At 26.6% G+C, this 18,850-nt stretch carries 20 protein-coding genes; all 20 read right to left on the bottom strand.

Annotation, left to right across the window (positions count from 1 at the left end):
- Positions 1-4 precede the first annotated feature (4 nt).
- Positions 5-697, bottom strand: a complete 693-nt coding sequence (locus BN7997_RS04625; protein WP_071119695.1) for a glycosyltransferase family 2 protein — start codon at positions 695-697, stop codon at positions 5-7.
- A gap of 15 nt (positions 698-712) precedes the next feature.
- Entirely contained in the window at positions 713-1,588 is an 876-nt protein-coding gene (locus tag BN7997_RS04620) for a copper transporter (protein WP_071119694.1), read from the bottom strand.
- Positions 1,589-1,603: 15 nt separating this feature from the next.
- On the bottom strand, positions 1,604-2,725 hold the full coding sequence (steA, locus tag BN7997_RS04615) for a putative cytokinetic ring protein SteA (protein WP_071119693.1): 1,122 nt from the start codon (positions 2,723-2,725) through the stop codon (positions 1,604-1,606).
- 131 nt (positions 2,726-2,856) lie between these two features.
- Positions 2,857-4,140, bottom strand: a complete 1,284-nt coding sequence (locus BN7997_RS04610) for a CCA tRNA nucleotidyltransferase (protein ID WP_071119692.1) — start codon at positions 4,138-4,140, stop codon at positions 2,857-2,859.
- Between the two features lie 114 nt (positions 4,141-4,254).
- A complete protein-coding gene (gene spo0A, locus BN7997_RS04605; protein WP_071119691.1) occupies positions 4,255-5,082 on the bottom strand; it encodes a sporulation transcription factor Spo0A in 828 nt (275 codons plus the stop codon).
- 124 nt (positions 5,083-5,206) lie between these two features.
- On the bottom strand, positions 5,207-6,235 hold the full coding sequence (locus BN7997_RS04600; RefSeq protein ID WP_071119690.1) for a SpoIVB peptidase S55 domain-containing protein: 1,029 nt from the start codon (positions 6,233-6,235) through the stop codon (positions 5,207-5,209).
- 73 nt (positions 6,236-6,308) lie between these two features.
- Complete coding sequence (recN, locus tag BN7997_RS04595) at positions 6,309-7,991, bottom strand: DNA repair protein RecN (protein ID WP_071119689.1); 1,683 nt, start codon at positions 7,989-7,991, stop codon at positions 6,309-6,311.
- Between the two features lie 40 nt (positions 7,992-8,031).
- Complete coding sequence (locus BN7997_RS04590; protein ID WP_071119688.1) at positions 8,032-8,844, bottom strand: TlyA family RNA methyltransferase; 813 nt, start codon at positions 8,842-8,844, stop codon at positions 8,032-8,034.
- A 17-nt stretch (positions 8,845-8,861) separates the two neighbouring features.
- Positions 8,862-10,718 carry a 1-deoxy-D-xylulose-5-phosphate synthase gene (gene dxs, locus BN7997_RS04585; RefSeq protein WP_071119687.1) on the bottom strand — a complete coding sequence of 619 codons (1,857 nt, stop codon included), beginning with the start codon at positions 10,716-10,718 and terminating at the stop codon, positions 8,862-8,864.
- A gap of 331 nt (positions 10,719-11,049) precedes the next feature.
- The gene (locus BN7997_RS04580; RefSeq protein WP_071119686.1) at positions 11,050-11,487 is read right to left on the bottom strand and encodes a divergent PAP2 family protein; all 438 of its coding nucleotides are present in this window, start codon (positions 11,485-11,487) and stop codon (positions 11,050-11,052) included.
- Positions 11,488-11,496: 9 nt separating this feature from the next.
- Positions 11,497-12,384, bottom strand: coding sequence for a polyprenyl synthetase family protein (locus BN7997_RS04575; protein ID WP_071119685.1), 888 nt, complete (start codon positions 12,382-12,384; stop codon positions 11,497-11,499).
- Positions 12,385-12,386: 2 nt separating this feature from the next.
- On the bottom strand, positions 12,387-12,602 hold the full coding sequence (xseB, locus tag BN7997_RS04570; protein ID WP_071119684.1) for an exodeoxyribonuclease VII small subunit: 216 nt from the start codon (positions 12,600-12,602) through the stop codon (positions 12,387-12,389).
- 2 nt (positions 12,603-12,604) lie between these two features.
- Positions 12,605-13,810, bottom strand: a complete 1,206-nt coding sequence (gene xseA, locus BN7997_RS04565; RefSeq protein WP_071119683.1) for an exodeoxyribonuclease VII large subunit — start codon at positions 13,808-13,810, stop codon at positions 12,605-12,607.
- On the bottom strand, positions 13,782-14,768 hold the full coding sequence (locus BN7997_RS04560; protein WP_071119682.1) for an O-sialoglycoprotein endopeptidase: 987 nt from the start codon (positions 14,766-14,768) through the stop codon (positions 13,782-13,784). Before BN7997_RS04560 ends, xseA begins: the two co-directional genes overlap by 29 nt.
- Positions 14,749-15,261 (bottom strand): transcription antitermination factor NusB, encoded by a 513-nt coding sequence (gene nusB / locus BN7997_RS04555; protein WP_071119681.1) that lies wholly within the window; start codon positions 15,259-15,261, stop codon positions 14,749-14,751. Before nusB ends, BN7997_RS04560 begins: the two co-directional genes overlap by 20 nt.
- Positions 15,262-15,338: 77 nt before the next feature.
- The gene (locus tag BN7997_RS04550; RefSeq protein ID WP_071119680.1) at positions 15,339-15,701 is read right to left on the bottom strand and encodes an Asp23/Gls24 family envelope stress response protein; all 363 of its coding nucleotides are present in this window, start codon (positions 15,699-15,701) and stop codon (positions 15,339-15,341) included.
- A 129-nt stretch (positions 15,702-15,830) separates the two neighbouring features.
- A complete protein-coding gene (locus tag BN7997_RS04545) occupies positions 15,831-16,466 on the bottom strand; it encodes a SpoIIIAH-like family protein (protein ID WP_071119679.1) in 636 nt (211 codons plus the stop codon).
- A 30-nt stretch (positions 16,467-16,496) separates the two neighbouring features.
- On the bottom strand, positions 16,497-17,045 hold the full coding sequence (locus BN7997_RS04540) for a stage III sporulation protein AG (RefSeq protein WP_071119678.1): 549 nt from the start codon (positions 17,043-17,045) through the stop codon (positions 16,497-16,499).
- A gap of 14 nt (positions 17,046-17,059) precedes the next feature.
- The gene (locus BN7997_RS04535) at positions 17,060-17,644 is read right to left on the bottom strand and encodes a stage III sporulation protein AF (protein WP_071119677.1); all 585 of its coding nucleotides are present in this window, start codon (positions 17,642-17,644) and stop codon (positions 17,060-17,062) included.
- An 8-nt stretch (positions 17,645-17,652) separates the two neighbouring features.
- Complete coding sequence (gene spoIIIAE / locus BN7997_RS04530) at positions 17,653-18,837, bottom strand: stage III sporulation protein AE (protein ID WP_071119676.1); 1,185 nt, start codon at positions 18,835-18,837, stop codon at positions 17,653-17,655.
- Positions 18,838-18,850 lie beyond the last annotated feature (13 nt).

The raw sequence follows: 18,850 nt of genomic DNA, 5'->3' as shown, positions 1-18,850 counted from the left end.
AATACTACCTCCATTCTTTTTTCTTTTGTCTTAAGACCTTCTTTATATGATAAAATTGTTTCCCTCTATGTATAAATCCTTTTAAATTTCTACCAGTTTCACTATGAGTCATATTAACTAAAACTTCTTTTACAGTATATCCATGTTTTAGTATATCTATAGTCATACCTACTTCTACACCATATCCATATGGCATTTCTTTAAACTTTTCTAGTACTTCTTTTTTAAATATTCTTTGCCCTGATAAAGTAGCATCTAATTCTTTACCCGTCATTTCTAATACAGATTCTTTTGCTAGTCTCTTTACAAATCCTAATCCACCTTTTTTCGTAGCTGGTGGAAACTTAGCTATTATAACATCTGCTTCATTGTTTAATATTGGAGTTATAAGCTTTTTAACTTCGCTAGATGTAGAACCTAAATCTCCATCTAAAAATCCTATAATAGTTGCATTTTTCATTGCTATTTTTAATCCATAATTAAGAGCATAGCCTTTCCCTCTATTTTTATCTAGAGTAAAAACTTTTATTTTTTCACTTTCAACTGAATTTGCAATTTCAGTTGTTTTGTCACTTGATCCATCATCTATAACTAATATTTCATTTATCTCATTTATATCTTTGATATTTTCTAAAGTATCTTTAATTTTATCTTCTTCATTATAAGCTGGTATTATTATACTTATATAAGGATTCATACTTGTCTCTCCTTTTTATTTTTTATATGGTATTATGCTATCTGAACCTTCTAGCTTTCCAAATTTGCCTGCTATACTACTATCTTGAAGTACCATAACTAGCGATAATTTACCTATACCCTCATCTACATTATCTATAGTTGTAACCTTGTCATTAAAATATAAATCTACATATGAAAATTTAGTATTGCTTTGTTGAACACCTACTATATTTTTATCTTTATCCTTTAAAGTTTCTATTAGTATTTTATCTATATTTTCATATTGTTCTTTACCTAGCTTACCATTATTTCCACCGGCTATTACTACAGAATCATAACTTTGGTAATTTTCATTTAATGAATTTATCTTTATCATTTCTGCATCTTCAAGTTCCTTTAATTTTAAGCTAGCATTACTTTCACTTAAAGCTTTTTCAATATATGCCATAATATCTTTTGTATCTTTTATTTCTAAATTTAATTTAGTTGCTAGTTCTTCTATCTTTTTTTCATTAAATATATTGTTATTTAATGTTATATCAAAAGCTACATTTCCATTAGCAGTAGTTATTATTTCATTTATCTCTTTTGTATAGTCATTGTCTTGATTAGTAGATATTATCCCTATGTTTTTATCTGTTAGTCTACCTACTACTAAATTATTTACATTATCATTTATAAATGCTATAGCTTTATCATAGTCATCACTTAAATCAGCTAAGCTTTTTTCTAAATTATCATTTGTTACTTTTAGTGCATCAAATTTATTGTCTAAATCACTTATAACACTTGCTTGTTGTTTGCTAAGTTCTTGGTCATAGTTCAAGTTATACCCTACTAATATACCAATCCCTAAAGATATAAATATAGCCCCTATACTAACTATATAATATTTCATATTTATATGCATATTAATCCTCCTAAATTACATCTGTAATAATAACTTTAACTTTAATTGCATCAGATGCATAAATTGTTTTACACTTGGTGTGAAAGATGCAATTATAAGTATTGGGAATAACGCAGTTGCTATTAACGCCCAAATATATTTCATCTTTAATTTACTTCTATACAGTAAATTAACACCCTTTGCATCTATTAATTTAGCACCAATTTTTAATCTAACTAAAAACGTACTTGCCATACCTTTTCTACCTTTTTCTAGGAAATCAATCATATTTGAGTGCGTTCCTAAAGCAACTATAAGTTCTGCTTTATATTCATAAGCAATAAGCATAGCTATATCTTCACTAGTTCCTGGTGCAGGGAAAACTATAGCATCTAAGCCTAAATCATTTACTCTTTTTAATCCTGGTGCTCTTCCATCCGTATATGCATGTACTATTATTTCTTTTGCTTTTTTTAATGCTTCATCACTTACACTATCCATATCGCCAACTATAACATCTGGAGTATATCCAAACTCAAGTAATGCATCTGCTCCACCATCAACACCAACTAAAATTGGTTTCATCTCTTCTATGTATGATATTATTGTACTTAAATCTTGCTTATAATCTTGACCCCTTACAACTATTAATACATGTTTATTTGCATAGTTTGTTTTAACATGTGGAATTTCAACTTCTCCTAGTATAAATCCTTTTTCTTTCTTTGCATAATCTATAGTATTGTCTATAAATCTGTCTAGTTCTACTGATAAGTTCTCGTATGCTTTCTTTAACTTTTCTGAAACCTGTTGCTTATCTAATACTTCACCGCTTCCTAAAAGTTCTCCATCTCTATATATATTTCCATCTATAACTTCTATTATTTGACCTTCAGCTAAATTATGAAATAACTCTTCTCCTACATTATCGATTATTAGTATGTTATTTTCAGTTAGTATACCTGGTCCTTTATTCGGATATCTTCCACTTATAGACTCTGATGCATTAATTACAAGTTTAATCTTACCTTCTACTAAAGAGTTTGCAGCAACTTCATCAATATCTACATGATTTATAACCGCTATCTCTCTACCTGTAAGCCTTTTAGCAAGTCTTTTAGTTTTTCTATCCACCTTTATAGGTGCTTGGACTTTCATATTGTAAACCTCCGACATCTTTTTTAAAATCACATTCAATTATATCACTATTTAACAATAAAAGAAATATTTTAAGTTTTTATATATTTATTCATATGTTACATCTAATCTATATTAATATCATAAATTACTTATAACTTCAATAAATTTATTAGGATATCCTTTTTATTAAGTAAAGGACTTTTTATAACTTCATCTAGTAAAAAGTTTAACTTTTCTCCTATCTCTTTACCTTTATATCCTAAATCTTTAAGTATTTTTCCATTTATATCTAAATCACTTATTTTATAACATTCTTTGCTATTTTCTATTTCATTTAATTTAATAATACATTGCCTAAAAAATTCAGCTTTATTTTTATTATCTAAAAATACATTGTAAATTAATTTTAATTTAAAAACTTTATTTAATTTTTCATATCCAATATTATTTAGATATCTTTTAATAACTATATTGTCTATTTTTTCAATATCTTTAATCATATATTCCATAATATCATTACAGTAATTTATTACTTTGTTTGAATATCTTAAATTATTTATAATATTTACTTTCTTTATGTTTTCACAGTAATATTTATATTTTTCATGTTGATCAATACATTTTAATATTTTATTTGAAATTAAATATTCTAACATTATTAATCTATCTAGTAAATTATTATCACAACTTTTTAATATGTTTATATCTCTTTCCAATTCTTCGTAATAATATCCATTTAAGTTGCAATGAATTCCTAAATTCTCAAGTATCTTAGTTTTATACAGTAAAATTATATTCTGTGGATTATCACTTACCAGGGTTTTTGTAAACTCATCATTAATTCTTTCTATACTTATATTTTTTATTATATATGCATTTTTGTATATACTCTTTAGTGTATTTTCATCTATACTAAAGCCTAGTTTACTACTAAACCTAATTGCCCTTATCATTCTAAGTCCATCCTCTTCAAATCTTTCATCTGGATTTCCTACTGTCTTTATTATTCTTTTTTGTAAATCTTCTAAGCCATTAAACTTATCTACTATTCCAAACTGTTCATTGTATGCCATTGCATTTATTGTAAAATCTCTTCTTTTAAGATCTTCTTCTATATTAGATGTAAATTCTACATTTTTAGGACTTCTATTATTTTCATATTCTCCTTCTATTCTATAAGTAGTTATCTCATATATATTATTATTTAAAATAATAGACACTGTTCCATGCTTTATTCCTGTATCTATTATTTTATAGTCTTTAAATATATTCATTATTTCTTGTGGTGTTGCACTAGTTGTAATATCATAATCATTAGGTGTTAAATTAAGTATACTATCTCTCACACATCCACCTACCATAAATGCTTCATACCCATTTTCATATATTGTATCTATTAAAAAACTGACCTCTTTAGGTATAAATATTTCCATTAAAGAACCTCCTTAATATGTCCTTATATATTAAGTTTTCCTATAACATAATATATTATAATAAAATACAAAAAAATAAAGCCTTCTTATTTTAGAAGGCTTTATTTATATGATTTACTTGACCATACTATGCTCTAATCTTAATTTATCTGCAATCATTGCTATAAATTCAGAGTTTGTTGGTTTTCCTTTAGTATTATGAACTGTATATCCAAATAATTGGTTTATAGTATCAACTTTACCTCTACTCCATGCAACTTCTATCGCATGTCTTATAGCTCTTTCTACTCTACTTGGAGTAGTGTTGAACTTCTTAGCTATACTTGGGTATAATTCTTTAGTCACAGCTCCTAAAAGTTCAACATTTTCTATAACCATTTTTATAGCTTCTCTTAAGTATAAATATCCTTTTATATGTGCTGGAACACCTATTTCATGTATTATATTTGTTATTTCAGTTTCTATATTCCCTGCATTTCTTACAAAATCACTTCTAGTCATTTGTATATCTGCATGTGTTCTTGGCTTAGCTTCAACATGATTCGTTTTATTTGCCACTAACTCTCTTATTCTATTTATAAATATGACAAAATCAAAAGGCTTAACTATATAATAATCTGCACCTAAGTTTATAGCAGATTGAGTTATCTTATCTTGACCTACTGCAGATAAAACTATTATTTTTGGCATCTTAGGAAGATTCATAGAGTTTAATTTTTCTATTACTCCTAAACCATCTAAGTGCGGCATTATAACATCTAATACTAGTAAATCTGGTTGAGTTTTTTTAACTAAATCTAAAGCTTCTATACCGTCTTTTGCTATACCTAATATTTCTATATCGCTTTCATTTGATAAATATTCCTTTAAAACCTGACAAAAATCTTTGTTATCGTCAGCTAATACTATTTTAATTTTCTCGTTCACTAAAATTCCCCCTATTAATAAAACATTTTATTTTTTATATTTAAATAATATCGAAAGTTTTTCACTTTTAATCATATTCGACATACTAAATTTATATTCCTTCAATCTATTTAAAATTTTAATATTTATTATTATTTTTTTAATCTTTATTCTCTAATTTTATCATTTCCTCTATAAAAATACCATATCCTTTTTTAGGATTATCTTTAATTACATGAGTTACAGCTCCAATAAGCTTATTATTTTGTATTATAGGAGCACCACTCATACCTTGAATAATACCACCTGTATAATTAATTAATCTATCATCCGTAACTTCTATTGAAATTTGTCTAGTACTTTGTTCATCTGTTGATATATCAATTATATTTATATCATAGCTTACTGTATTTTTATTTTTATCTTCTAATAATATGTATGCTTTTCCTAGGTTTATATCTTTTTCACTTCCCACTTCCATTAACTGAGTTGATTTTTTCTTTTCTGAATTATATATTCCAGTAATTCCAAAATTAGAATTACATTTAAACTCACCAATTGGACTTTTTAAATCAAAATCGCCATATAAATATCCAGTTTTCTCATTTGTTCCTTTTTCTATATTTAATTTTTTAGGTTTATATACATATCCTTGCTTTATTCTAAGCAACTCATTTGTATCAGAATCTATTATAGCATGACCAATACCTTTAAACACAGCTTCTTGTGGATCATAAAATGTAATTGTACCTACTCCTGATATCTTATCCCTTACCCATAATCCTAATCTTTTATTTTTTCCGTATTTTTTTAATTTTATATTCTCATCAATACAATTTTCATTTCTTATTAAACTTATCTTAACTTCATCTTCATTTACATCTTCTAATATTTCAGATATATCTTGAACATTTTCAATTTTTATATCATTTATAGCTATTATATTATCACCTTTTTCTATACCACCTATATACTCTATATTTTCCTCTTCATATCCTATAACTAAAACTCCATCTGTAGTTGCTTTTATACCTACGATTTCTCCTAAAGGATATACATATTTCTTATTCATAGCTTTCATATTTATAGCTTCTATGCTATTACTTAAATACACACTTTTATAATAATATCCAAATAGTATAAAACAACTAATTAAAACTAAAGATAATATAACATTTTTTCCTTTCATATTAACCTCCAACCCTTATATATTATGTATTTATAATTCCATTTTTAGTAAGTTTTATACAAAAAAAGAAGCCTTATAGGCTTCTTTTAGCTAATTCTATTATTTCAGTAGCATGTTCCATTGTTTTCTCTGTTATATTACTTCCTGCTATAAGTCTTGCTATTTCATCTTTTCTTTGATTGTTATCTAGCCTTCTTATAGTTGTGAATGTTCTTTCATTTGATGTACTTTTTTCTATACAATAATGAGTATCTGCTGTAGCAGCAATTTGTGGTAAATGTGTTATACATATAATTTGTTTTTTCTTACCTATATTACTAAGCTTTTCTCCAACTATCTGAGCTGCTATACCACTTATTCCTGTATCTATTTCATCAAATACCAATGTATCTATTTGGTCAATATCTGCAAGTATAGTCTTAAATGCAAGCATAAATCTAGACATTTCCCCACCTGATGCAACTTTATATATAGGTTTAATATCTTCTCCTAAGTTGAAAGATATCATAAATTCTATATCATCTTGACCTTTCATATTAAATACAGTTTCTTCAAAGTTAACTTTAAATACAACATTTTTCATATTTAAACTCTTTAATTCTACTAATAAAACTTCCTCTAACCTTAAAGCAACTTCTTTTCTTGCTTTTGTTAGTTCATCTGCTTTATTTTTAAGAGTTTTTTCAAGTCTTATTATTTCTAATTTTAATTCTTCTACTTTTTCATCTCTATTTAGTATTTCTTCTAATCTAGATTTCATTTTTTCATAGTAGTTAAATATATCTTCTATAGAATCTCCATATTTTCTTCTTAAATTATTTATTTCATCTACTCTAAGTTCTATTTGTTCAAGTTCATATGGCTCAAAATCTATATTTTCTTTATAGTTTCTTATCTCTCTCGATATATCTTGAAGCTCATACATAATTCTTTCTATATCATTATTATAATCACTTAAAGTTTTATCATATTGAGATATTAAACTAAGTTCTTTTACTGCATTTCCTACTAAATCAACAGAGTTTACAGAACCATCATATAAATTCTGATATGCTGAATTAAGATTACTATATATTTTTTCACTGTTTCTATATACATCTCTTTGTTTTAATAATTCTTCATATTCATCATTACTTAAATTTGCAGATTCTATTTCATTTATTTGGAATTTAAGTAAATCTATTTCTCTTTGTATCTGCATATCATCTTTATTTTCAGTTAATACGCTTAATGCCTTTTTAACATCACTATATTCATCATATATAGATTTATATTCTTTTTTATAATTTTCTAACTCAAACTCTCCAAACAAATCTAAGAAATCTAAATGAGTTTCTTTATTAAATAATGCTTGATTATGATGTTGTCCATGTATATCTATTAAAGTAGATGCAATATCTTTTAATATAGATAATTTAACTGTTCTTCCATTAACCCTAGCAACACTTTTTCCATCAGAATATATAACTCTAGTTATTACTAATAAATTGTCTTCATCTAAGTCTAAATCATGTTCATGTAAGACTTTCTTTAAGTTGCTACTTTCTGAATGAAATACAGCTTCTATTACACCTTTTTCTGTACCTTTTCTTAAAAAAGATCTATCATATTTTTCACCTAGGCATAATCCTAATGCATCTATTATTATAGACTTCCCTGAACCTGTTTCACCAGTTAATATATTTAAGTTTTCATCTATTCCTAGTCTTAGTTCTTCAACTAGTGCACAGTTTTTCATATATAACTCAAGGATCAATTTAAATCCCCCTCTTTTTTATATATTTAATATTTTTTATCTATTTACTTAAATTATGAGAAGCTTCAACTACTTCTAATATTTTTTTATTATGATTTTCACTATCAAACTCAAATGGCTGATTTGTAACTTTTAAATGTATTAGGTATTCTATATTACCTTCTGGTCCCTTTATAGGAGAATAATCTAAATCTAATATTTCAAACCCATTTTCAACTGCAAAGTCAGATATCATTTGTATAACTTCTATATGCGTTGATTTTTCTCTTACTACACCTTTTTTACCAACTTTTTCTCTTCCTGCTTCAAATTGTGGCTTTATAAGTGCTACAATTTCTCCATTTTCACGAATAAGTTCCTTACACTTAGGAAGTACTAATTTTAAGGATATAAACGAAACATCTATAGATGCAAAATCTGCAAACTCTTTTGTATCCTCTATTGTAACATGTCTTATATTAGTTCTTTCCATACAAACAACTCTTTCATCCTGTCTTAGTTTCCAAGCAAGTTGTCCATATCCTACATCTATAGAAAATACTTTTTTAGCTCCATTTTGAAGCATGCAGTCTGTAAACCCTCCAGTAGATGCACCTATATCCATACATACCTTACCCTCTAGTGTTAAATCGAAGTTTTTCATTGCTTTTTCAAGCTTAAGTCCACCTCTACTTACATAAGGTATTGGGTCTCCTTTTACTAGTATATCTGCATCTTCATCAACATCTACACCAGCCTTATCACATCTTTGATTATTTACAAATACAACGCCTGCCATTATAGCCTTTTTAGCTCTTTCTCTGCTTTCAAAGTAGCCTTTTTCGACTAATAATAAATCTATCCTCTTCTTCATAAATTTACCTTTCTAGTTTATAAACTTTTTATTTTCTCTGCTATTTTAATTGGTGATAATCCTACACTATTATATATTTCATCCACACTTCCATGAGGTATGAATTCTTCCGGTAAAGCTATATTAATTATATCTATATCACATTTATTGTCTATAATAAATTTATTTATATTAGTTGAAAATCCACCAGTTATCACATTATCTTCTATAGTTACTACTTTTTTATGGTCTTTAAATAGTCTATCTAATAATTCTTTATCTATAGGTTTTAAAAATCTAGCATTAACTATAGTTGGATTTATTCCTTCTTCTAATAGTATTTTTCTTGCTTCTAATGCATTTTTTACCATACTTCCAATAGCTAATATGACTATATCTTTTCCTTGAGATAATATTTCATAGCTACCTAAATTTATAGGCTCATAAGACCCCGTCTCTAAATAGTAACTATTTCCTCTTGGGTACCTAATCGCAACTGGCGAGTTTATTTTTAAAGATAATTCTAACATTAAATCTAACTCTTTGCTATCCTTTGGCGCCATTACAGTTATATTGGGTACATTATTTAAGTAGCTTAAATCAAACATCCCATGATGTGTTTCTCCATCATTACCAACAATACCTGCCCTATCTATTAAAAATGTTACCGGCTTACTTGTTATGCAAACATCATGTATAATTTGATCATATGCTCTTTGTAAAAATGATGAATATACTGCAAAATAAGGCTTCATACCATTTTTAGCTAGCCCTGCAGCAAATGTAGTAGCATGCTGTTCTGCTATTCCAACATCATAGTATCTATTAGGATGATTTTTTTCAAATATATTAAGTCCTGTTCCAGATGGCATAGCTGCAGTTATTGCAACTATATTTTCATTTTTATTTGCCATTTCACTAAGCTTTTGACCAACTTGATTAGATATTGACACAGCATTAGAACCTTTTATACCACTTTTTATATCAAACTTCGATACACCATGGTATTTGTCTGGTTGTTCTTCTGCATATCTATATCCCTTACCTTTTTTAGTTATTACATGTAATAGTACTGGTCCTTTTTTAGATTTAGCTTTATTTAAAGCTTCTATAATTTCTTTAGTGTTATGACCATCTACTGGACCATAATATTTTATCCCTATAGATTCAAAGAAAGAACATTCTTGGGGTATAAATTTACTAATAATACTATCCTTAACCTTATTTGCTGTTTTAGATATTATGTTACCTCCTGGAGATACTTGTAATATCTTTTCTACTTCATCTTTTACCTTATTAACAGTAGAATTTCTTATTATGCCAGATAAGTATCTAGACATTCCACCAACATTTTTATCTATAGACATTTCATTGTCATTTAAAATTATAATCATATCAGTATTTGTATATCCTACATGATTTAATGCCTCAAGTGCCATTCCTCCAGTTATAGACCCATCACCTATTACTGCTATAACATCATTTTCTTCTTTTTTTATATCTCTAGCACAAGCAAGCCCTTGAGCTATTGATATAGATGTACTACTATGACCTGTGTCAAATATATCATGTTCACATTCACATTCTTTAGGAAAACCACTCATTCCATTAAATTGTCTAAGACTTTTGAAGTTATCTTTTCTACCTGTAATAATTTTATGTACATAAGATTGATGGCCAACATCCCATACAATTTTATCTTTAGGACTGTCAAATACCTTATGTAATGCTAAAGTTAATTCTACCACACCTAAATTAGATGCTAAATGTCCGCCTGTTTGCGATACAGATCTAACTAAAAACTTTCTTATATCTTTTGCTAGTAAATCTAATTCATCTACAGTCATGTTTTTTATGTCTTGTGGAGAATTTACTTTGTCTAAATATTTGTACATATTCATTCACCTTTTATTGACCAAATTTTATTCACACTTTTATCTAAAAATCTTCTTATTTGAACAATTAATTTAATTAAAAATTTTATACTCATAATATACATTTCAAACTATTATTTAATTATTACATGTAGTTTATAAAATAATATAAATTTAATATTATAAGTTATAATTTTTATTATCTAAAAAAGTCTTCTATGAGAAGACTCTTTCTTTGCATAGTTTTAATAAACTTTAAAAGTTAATATATCTTAGTATTGACTTAGACACATTAATTTTATAACAAAATAAAACATAAAAAATTATATCATATGCTATATATCTTTTCAATTTATACAAAAACTATAGCTGTTAGTATACCTAATATTGCTCCAAATAAAACTTCTTTTGGAGTATGTCCTATTAATTCTTTTAGTCTTTTTTGTTCTATATGTTTTTTATGATGAAGATCATCTAATATTTTATTTAATATAGTTGCTTGTTTACCAACAGCTCTTCTAACTCCAGAAGCATCATACATTATTATTAACGCAAATACAGTTACTATTGCAAAATCTGTGGAGTTAAATCCTCTTTCAATTCCAACTAATGTAGCTAAACTTGTTACAAAAGAACTATGTGAACTAGGCATTCCTCCTGAAGTAAACAGTCTTGAAAATTGTATAAATTTTTCTTTGCCTGTAAATATTTTAATAAATTGTGCTAGAAAACAAGCAAACATACTTATTCCTAGGACTTTATTACTAAAAATTTGCGAAAAAAAGTTCATTTTTCCTCCTTAATACTCTCTGTCTATTATATAATCTGCTAAATCACTTAAAAACTTAGTTTCTTTATTTATTGAATTTATACTTTCTTTAGCTTCTTGTATTAATTCATATGCTATATTCTTTGATTCATCTAAACCAATTAATGATGGATATGTAGATTTGTGATTTTCTATATCACTTCCTACTTTTTTGCCCAATTTAGATTCATCTCCTACTATATCTAATATATCATCTACGATTTGAAATGATAAACCTATGTTTTTTGCATACTTAGTTATTTTTTCTAATTGTTCTTGTGTAGCATCACCTATTATAGCTCCTGCTCTCATACATCCAATTATTATAGCTGCAGTTTTATTATTATGTATATAGTCTAACATTTCTTTTGATATTTGTTTATTTTCACTTTGAATATCAACAACTTGTCCACCTATCATACCATATATACCAGAAGTTTTGGCAATTTCATTAATAGCCTTTAAATATTTATTTGGATTTTCTTTGTCTATTGAATTTGATAACATAACCTCAAAAGCATAGTTTAAAAGAGCATCTCCAGCAAGTATTGCCATATCTTCTCCGTATACTATATGATTTGTTTTTTTACCTCTTCTTAAATCATCATTATCTAGTGCTGGCAAGTCATCATGTATAAGTGAATATGTATGTATCATTTCGATTGCCATAGCAAAAGGTATGGCATCTTCTACATTTCCACCTACTACTTTACAAGCCTCCATTGTTAATATCGGTCTTAATCTTTTTCCACCTGCACTTAGACTATAATTCATAGACTCCATTATAGTTTTTTGGTAACCTTCTTCAGATGGCATATATTCTTTTAATAAACTCTCAACTTGATTTGCTCTTTGTTTTAAGGTTTGTTTAAATTCCATAATTATTCCTCCATAGTATTAAAATCTTCTTCTATACCTAACTGGCTAAATTTACTTATTTTAAGTTCTGCATTTTCTAAAAGTTTATTACAATGTTTATAAAGCTTTATCCCTTCTTCATATAAACTAAGTGATTCATCTAAACTAGTATTTTTAGATTCTAATCTTTCTAAAATAGATTCTAGCTTATTATAGGCTTCTTCATATGTCAAATTCATATTTACACCTCTTTACCTTCTATACTTTCTACACTACACTTTATATTTCCATCTTTTAATTTTATATCTAAAATTTCTTTTAATTTAATATTTTCTATACTATTTACAATTTCATTATTTTTATGAACTATACTATAGCCTCTGTCTAATGTGGCCAAAGGACTTAAGTTATGTAGTATTATTCCTATATTTTTTAATCTTTCACTTTCTATACCTATAGTATTTTCTATTTCAAAATTTATTTTATCATATATCTTGTCTATTTGTGTTATTTTATCTTTTATTGTGTATAATTTTAAATAGTTGTTTATCTTTTCAAACACATAATCAATTCTATTCTTATCAAAATTAACTTGATTAATCATTGACCTAGTAAGTCTATTTTTTATATTCTCAAGTTTATATTCTAAGTCAACTAAATTTGGTGTAGCTATTTCAGCCCCGGCTGATGGTGTTGGAGCTCTCATATCTGCTACAAAGTCACATATAGTAAAATCTGTTTCATGTCCTACTGCAGATATTATCGGTATTTTAGAGTTAAAAACTTCTCTAGCTACCATTTCCTCATTAAATGACCAAAGTTCTTCTATAGAACCTCCACCTCTACCAACTATAATTGTATCTACATTTTTTTCCTTATTAAAAAATTTAATACCCTCACATATATCGTATTTTGATTGCTGTCCTTGTACCTTAACTGGATATAGTTTTATATTTACTTTTGGATATCTTCTTTTAATAACATTAATAATATCTCTTATGACTGCTCCTGTTTCAGATGTAATAACTCCTATAGATTTAGGTATTTTGGGTATAGTCTTTTTATATTTAACATCAAATAAACCTTCTTTAGATAATTGCTCTTTAAGTTTATTGAATTCAATATATAAATCACCTAAACCTTCAATTTCAATATCATTTATATATAATTGATATGATCCATCTCTTTCATAAAGTGATATATATCCATGAGCTATTACCTTTGAACCGTTATCTACTTGTAAATCCTTATTATAATTGCTCTTAAATATAACACAATTTATCTTAGATTTTTCATCCTTTAAAGATAAATAAACATTACCACTACTATGTACCTTAAAGTTTGATATTTCTCCTTTTACCTTTAAGTTATATAAAATTGCATCATTAGTTAATACTCTCTTTATATATGAGTTAACTTCACTTATTTCTAAAGCTCTCAATTTCATATTTATCAACCCCTATTATAGCACATCCACATGCATTATCTGTTGAGTACTCTGACTTTGTAAAGTGTGAATATATCTTCTCTCTTCTTAATTTTATACTTAAATTAGTACGTACATACTCACTTGCTGCAACTCCTCCACAAAATACTACTTCATTTATATTGTACAACTTACTTATATAAATTAAAGACTTATACATATTTCTAACTACCGCATCTAGAAGCAATTTAGATATATATTTACAATCCTCGGAGTCTATTATCTTATTTATTTGATTTTCAAGTCCAGATAAATTCATATATCCATCTTTTACTGAAGTTTTAAGTCCATTTAAAATCTTTCTTTCACAAGATATAGCATTTTTATCTATATACTTACCTGCTGGAAATCTATACCCTAATTTAACACCTATTCTATCTATAAGTTGACCAAAACTTATATCTTTAGTACCTCCAACTATTTCTATATTGTATTCAGTAGAATTTTTATTTCTATTTAATAATAGTATTTCTGTTGTTCCACCTGACATATGTACAGATAAAAATCTATCTCTGTTATTTATTTTACTATTTAGTAAACTAGCTTCAATATGATTTTCTTGGTGAGTAGTCTCATAAAATTTACAATTTAATGAATTAGCCATAAATTTTCCAAAGTTATAACCTACTGTAAATACTGGCATATAGGAATTTTCTATTGGTCTTGGCTTTTTTGATACACAAACTCCTACTATATTATAATTATCATGTAGATAATTTAATTTTTCGCTAAGTTCTCCTAAGTTATTTATGTGTTGAAATACTCCCTCACTTTGCCTTAATCCATTTGAATTTTCTTTAACATTTAACATTATTTTTTCATTTAAAATAATGCTTTTTTCTAAAGATATAGCTGCTATAGAAGTTGTATAGCAGCTAGTATCAATTCCAATTATTATATTATTTTGTTTCAAATTCATTTACAACACTACCTAATATTCCATTTATAAACTTAGGAGCTTTGTCATCGCAGTAAAGCTTAGCTAATTCTATAGCTTCATTTATAGAAACTTTACTTGGTATTTCTTCTATAAATACTAGTTCACATATAGCAAGTCTTAATATAGATAAATCTACCTTAGGCATTCTATTTACTGACCAGTTCTTTGCATATTTATTTATTAATTCATCTATCTTATCTTTATTTTCTTTTAAATTTTTACATATGATATTCATATATTCTCTATCTACCGCATCATCTAATTCTATGTTATCTAATTCTATATTTGGGTTATTTGAGTATTGTAATCTAAGTTCTTCATATCTATTTATTATATATTCAAGGTTATCATTTAAAAATATATCTAATCTTTCCTCTATATTTTCTATATCCTCTTTATTCATTTCTATTTGATATATTAATTTCATAATATATTCTCTACTAGTTACTTTTCTCGCCTTATCACTTTTCATTAGTTGTAATCCTCCTTCAGGTTTATTATGCACATATTAAACAATAAAAAAACCTCTGATTTTTCAGAGGTTTTTTATTAACTTTTTTTAGATTGTTTAGCTTCTTCTTTTTCAGCTTTTTCTTTTTTAAAGCTGATTCCTTGAACATGTATATTTACTTGAGAAACTTTAAGACCTGTCATTGTCTCAACAGTATTTTTTACATTTTCTTGAATTTTTAAAGCTATCTCTGGTATAGATACACCATAATCTATCATAACCATTACGTCTAAGCTAACTTCCTCTTCTTCTATTTGTATCTTTACACCATTGTTTTTAAGTATTTTATCTGTAAATGTTGTATTAGTCTCTACACCTTCTACTTCTAAAGCCGCAAGACCTGCTATTGTAGCAACTACATCATTAGATATTTTTACTTGTCCAAAATTGTTATTTTCCATTGCAAATACTACCCCCTTATTTTAAGGAACTATATTTATATTTATATATATAATAATACCAAATACAACTCTACTTTGCAAGAAAATAACCTCAGTTATTTTCTGAGGCTATTATGTATAATATATCATTTAGTTTTTATTATTATTCATTAACTTTATATTTTCATATTTTACATCAGCTTGTTCTGCAACTAAATCAAATATTTTAGCAGCATCTGACTCATCTAATTTTTCTTCACTTACAACTACATTAACCTTTCCTTCACTTATGTACACTAAAGCATTTTCAAAACCTTTAGTACTTAATATATTTTCTATTTTTAATTCTGCTTCTTGATCTTTAACTAATTGTAACTTCATTGCAGATGCTTCTTTTCTAGCTTCTTCAGATGTAGATGGATTATTTATCATCTCGTTTAAATCTTGAGTTAAACTATTTCTTTGTTTTTCTCTAGTCATTTTCATATCTAATATATAAGTAGCTTTTTTCATATTCTTCTCTGATGTAAGTTGCTTTTCTATTTGTTTACTAGCTTCTGTAACTTTTTCTTCAACTTGATTTTCTTTACTATCAACTACTTTAACCTCTTCTTTATCATCTGTATCTGTATTTTTCTCATTTTGAGCTTGTTCATAGGCTGTAAATTCTTTAGAAGTTTCTAATAAAGATTTTCTACTTAATTGGTAATTTACAGTTCCTACCACAACTAACATTGCCGCTAAAGTTACTACTACAAATCCTCTTCCCTTATAATTAAATTTCATTTTTATCCCCCCAAGTTTATTTTAATATTTTTATTTAGTATATATCTCTACTTGATGACCTTGTACTTGTAATGCTGTTTGTACTGCGCTATAAAGTGTTTCTTTTACAGTAAGATCTTTAGCTCCAGTTGCTACTACTATTACACCATTAATTTTAGGTTGATTAGTTTTTATTACTATAGGCTCATTAGAACTTGATGTTATCATTGTTTTATTTTCACTAGAGGTTGTAACTGTTCTCTCTCCACCTTGTTGATCTACTTCCTTTGTTTCTTCTGTTGTTGTATTAGTATTAAAAGCTGGTTGAATTTCTTCACTTGATTCATATGTAATCATAACGTCTACTTCTCCAGCACCTTCAATTTGTGATAATATATTTTTAAGCTTTTCTTCCAATGTAGCTTTTGATGATTCATTACTTAACTCTTCTTGAGTTATTTTATTATTAACTTCATCTTTACTTGATATCGCCTTATCTTCTAAGCCTGACATAGCTATAAGTGCAATACCACAAATTACTGCCAAGGTTAATAGCGAGTATATCTTTTTCTTATCTTTTTCGTTTAGATTCTTAAACATCTCCTCATCCCCTATTAATCAATTTCTATAGTTTCAATTGATACATCAAGTATTTTTACTAAATCCTCCTTTAGTTTATCTTCGCTTAAGTCCAGACTATGTTTAGTATTTTTTTGTTCATCTTTTTCATTGAATACCTGTTTTGATTTTTCATTTTCTTTAGATTGTATGTCCTCATTTTCACTTTTATTACTATTATTTTTGTCCTTTACAGTTATTTTTCCAATTTTATTCCCTTCAAGTTCTATTTCATCTAATTCATATCCGTATTCATTTAATTTTAATTTTAAGACTTCTTTTAGTCCATCCTCATACCCTTTAGATAAACTGTTATTTCCCGTTTTATCTGCTAATCCATTCACACTGTCTACATATTGCTTATTATATTCACTCATATATTTTAGTATTTTATCTTCTAAAGACATATCTTTAGAAAAAAAATTTGCTATTGGAGTTAAAATTATAAATACAAATATGAAATTAACAACTAAATTTATATATGGTTTTATTTTAGAAGAAGGTAAAATCATATCAACTATATTGACTATAAATGCTCCTATCAAAACCGTTACAATCCATGTTTTTATACTTTCTAACAAATTATCACCTATCCTCCCGAAACTACACTTATAGATGTTAATATAGCTAATGTTACAAAAAACATTATTGTTATAGCTATTATGCATGCAAGTAATATCATCATTAAATTTGCAACTTCATTTAAAAAACTTGATATACTATCTTCACCTATAGGCTCTACAGCTATTGCTGATACTTTATATACTAATATTATTGATGCTATTTTTGTAACTGGAACTAGGCATATTCCTACTAAGACTATTAAGCCTATTCCACCGAATACCCCTTTTATAAGCTGAGATGATGATAATAAAATATCTACAGAATCTGATACAAATCCTCCAACTACTGGAATAAAGTTTCCTATTGCAAATTTAGCTGTTTTTACGGTGAAATTATCAACACTAGTTACATATAGGCCCTGAATCGATACTAATCCTAAATATATGGTAAACATAGCTCCTATACAGACTAAATTTATTTGCTTTATAAATGATGATAATTTTTTAAGCTTTATATGTTTAGATATGTTGTTAACTACTAATATTGCAAAAGCAATAGATATTGATACAAATATGAATTTTTTGAAAATAATATTTATAAATGCTACTCCTCCTATAAATATAGGATTTAATACGGCTGATGTTATAGGGCATCCCATAAGTGCAAGTAACGCTATTAGTATAGGCATTATAACCTGCATAATACCTATGGTTGAATCTATAGTGTTATTGCAAATTTCTAATACATCTTTAAACCCAATTAGTGTAAGTGAAACCATAGTTATAAATACTATGTACGTTGTTATCTGACTTACTGCATTTGATGAAAATGAATTATCTAAACTTTTTAAAATAGATGATAGTAATGCTAAAACCAATATAGTCATGGCTACTTTTATACTTCCCTTTAACTCATCAAAGAAAAGCATCTTTATATTTTCTTTATCAAATAAGTCTAATATATTCTTTTCACCTTTTATCAAGTCTTTCATAAATATTTTTAAATCTATATCATCTATAGTAGATGAATCATTTATATACTTTTGTATTTCTTTTAAATCTATTTTCTCTAACTGATTGTCTATATATGAATCGATGCTTTTTTTAGTTTCATTATAATCTGCGTCCTCATCTTCGTTTGCAAAAGATACAGAAAAAGATCCTATTATTATTAAAATAATAACTAGTATTTTAAAATATATTTTTTTCATAAGTTATCATTCT

The organism is Romboutsia timonensis, from assembly GCF_900106845.1.
Classification (GTDB): Bacteria; Bacillota; Clostridia; order Peptostreptococcales; family Peptostreptococcaceae; genus Romboutsia; species Romboutsia timonensis.
The sequence above is the reverse complement of the archived record's forward strand: the minus strand, read 5'-3'. Positions and strand labels throughout refer to the sequence as shown.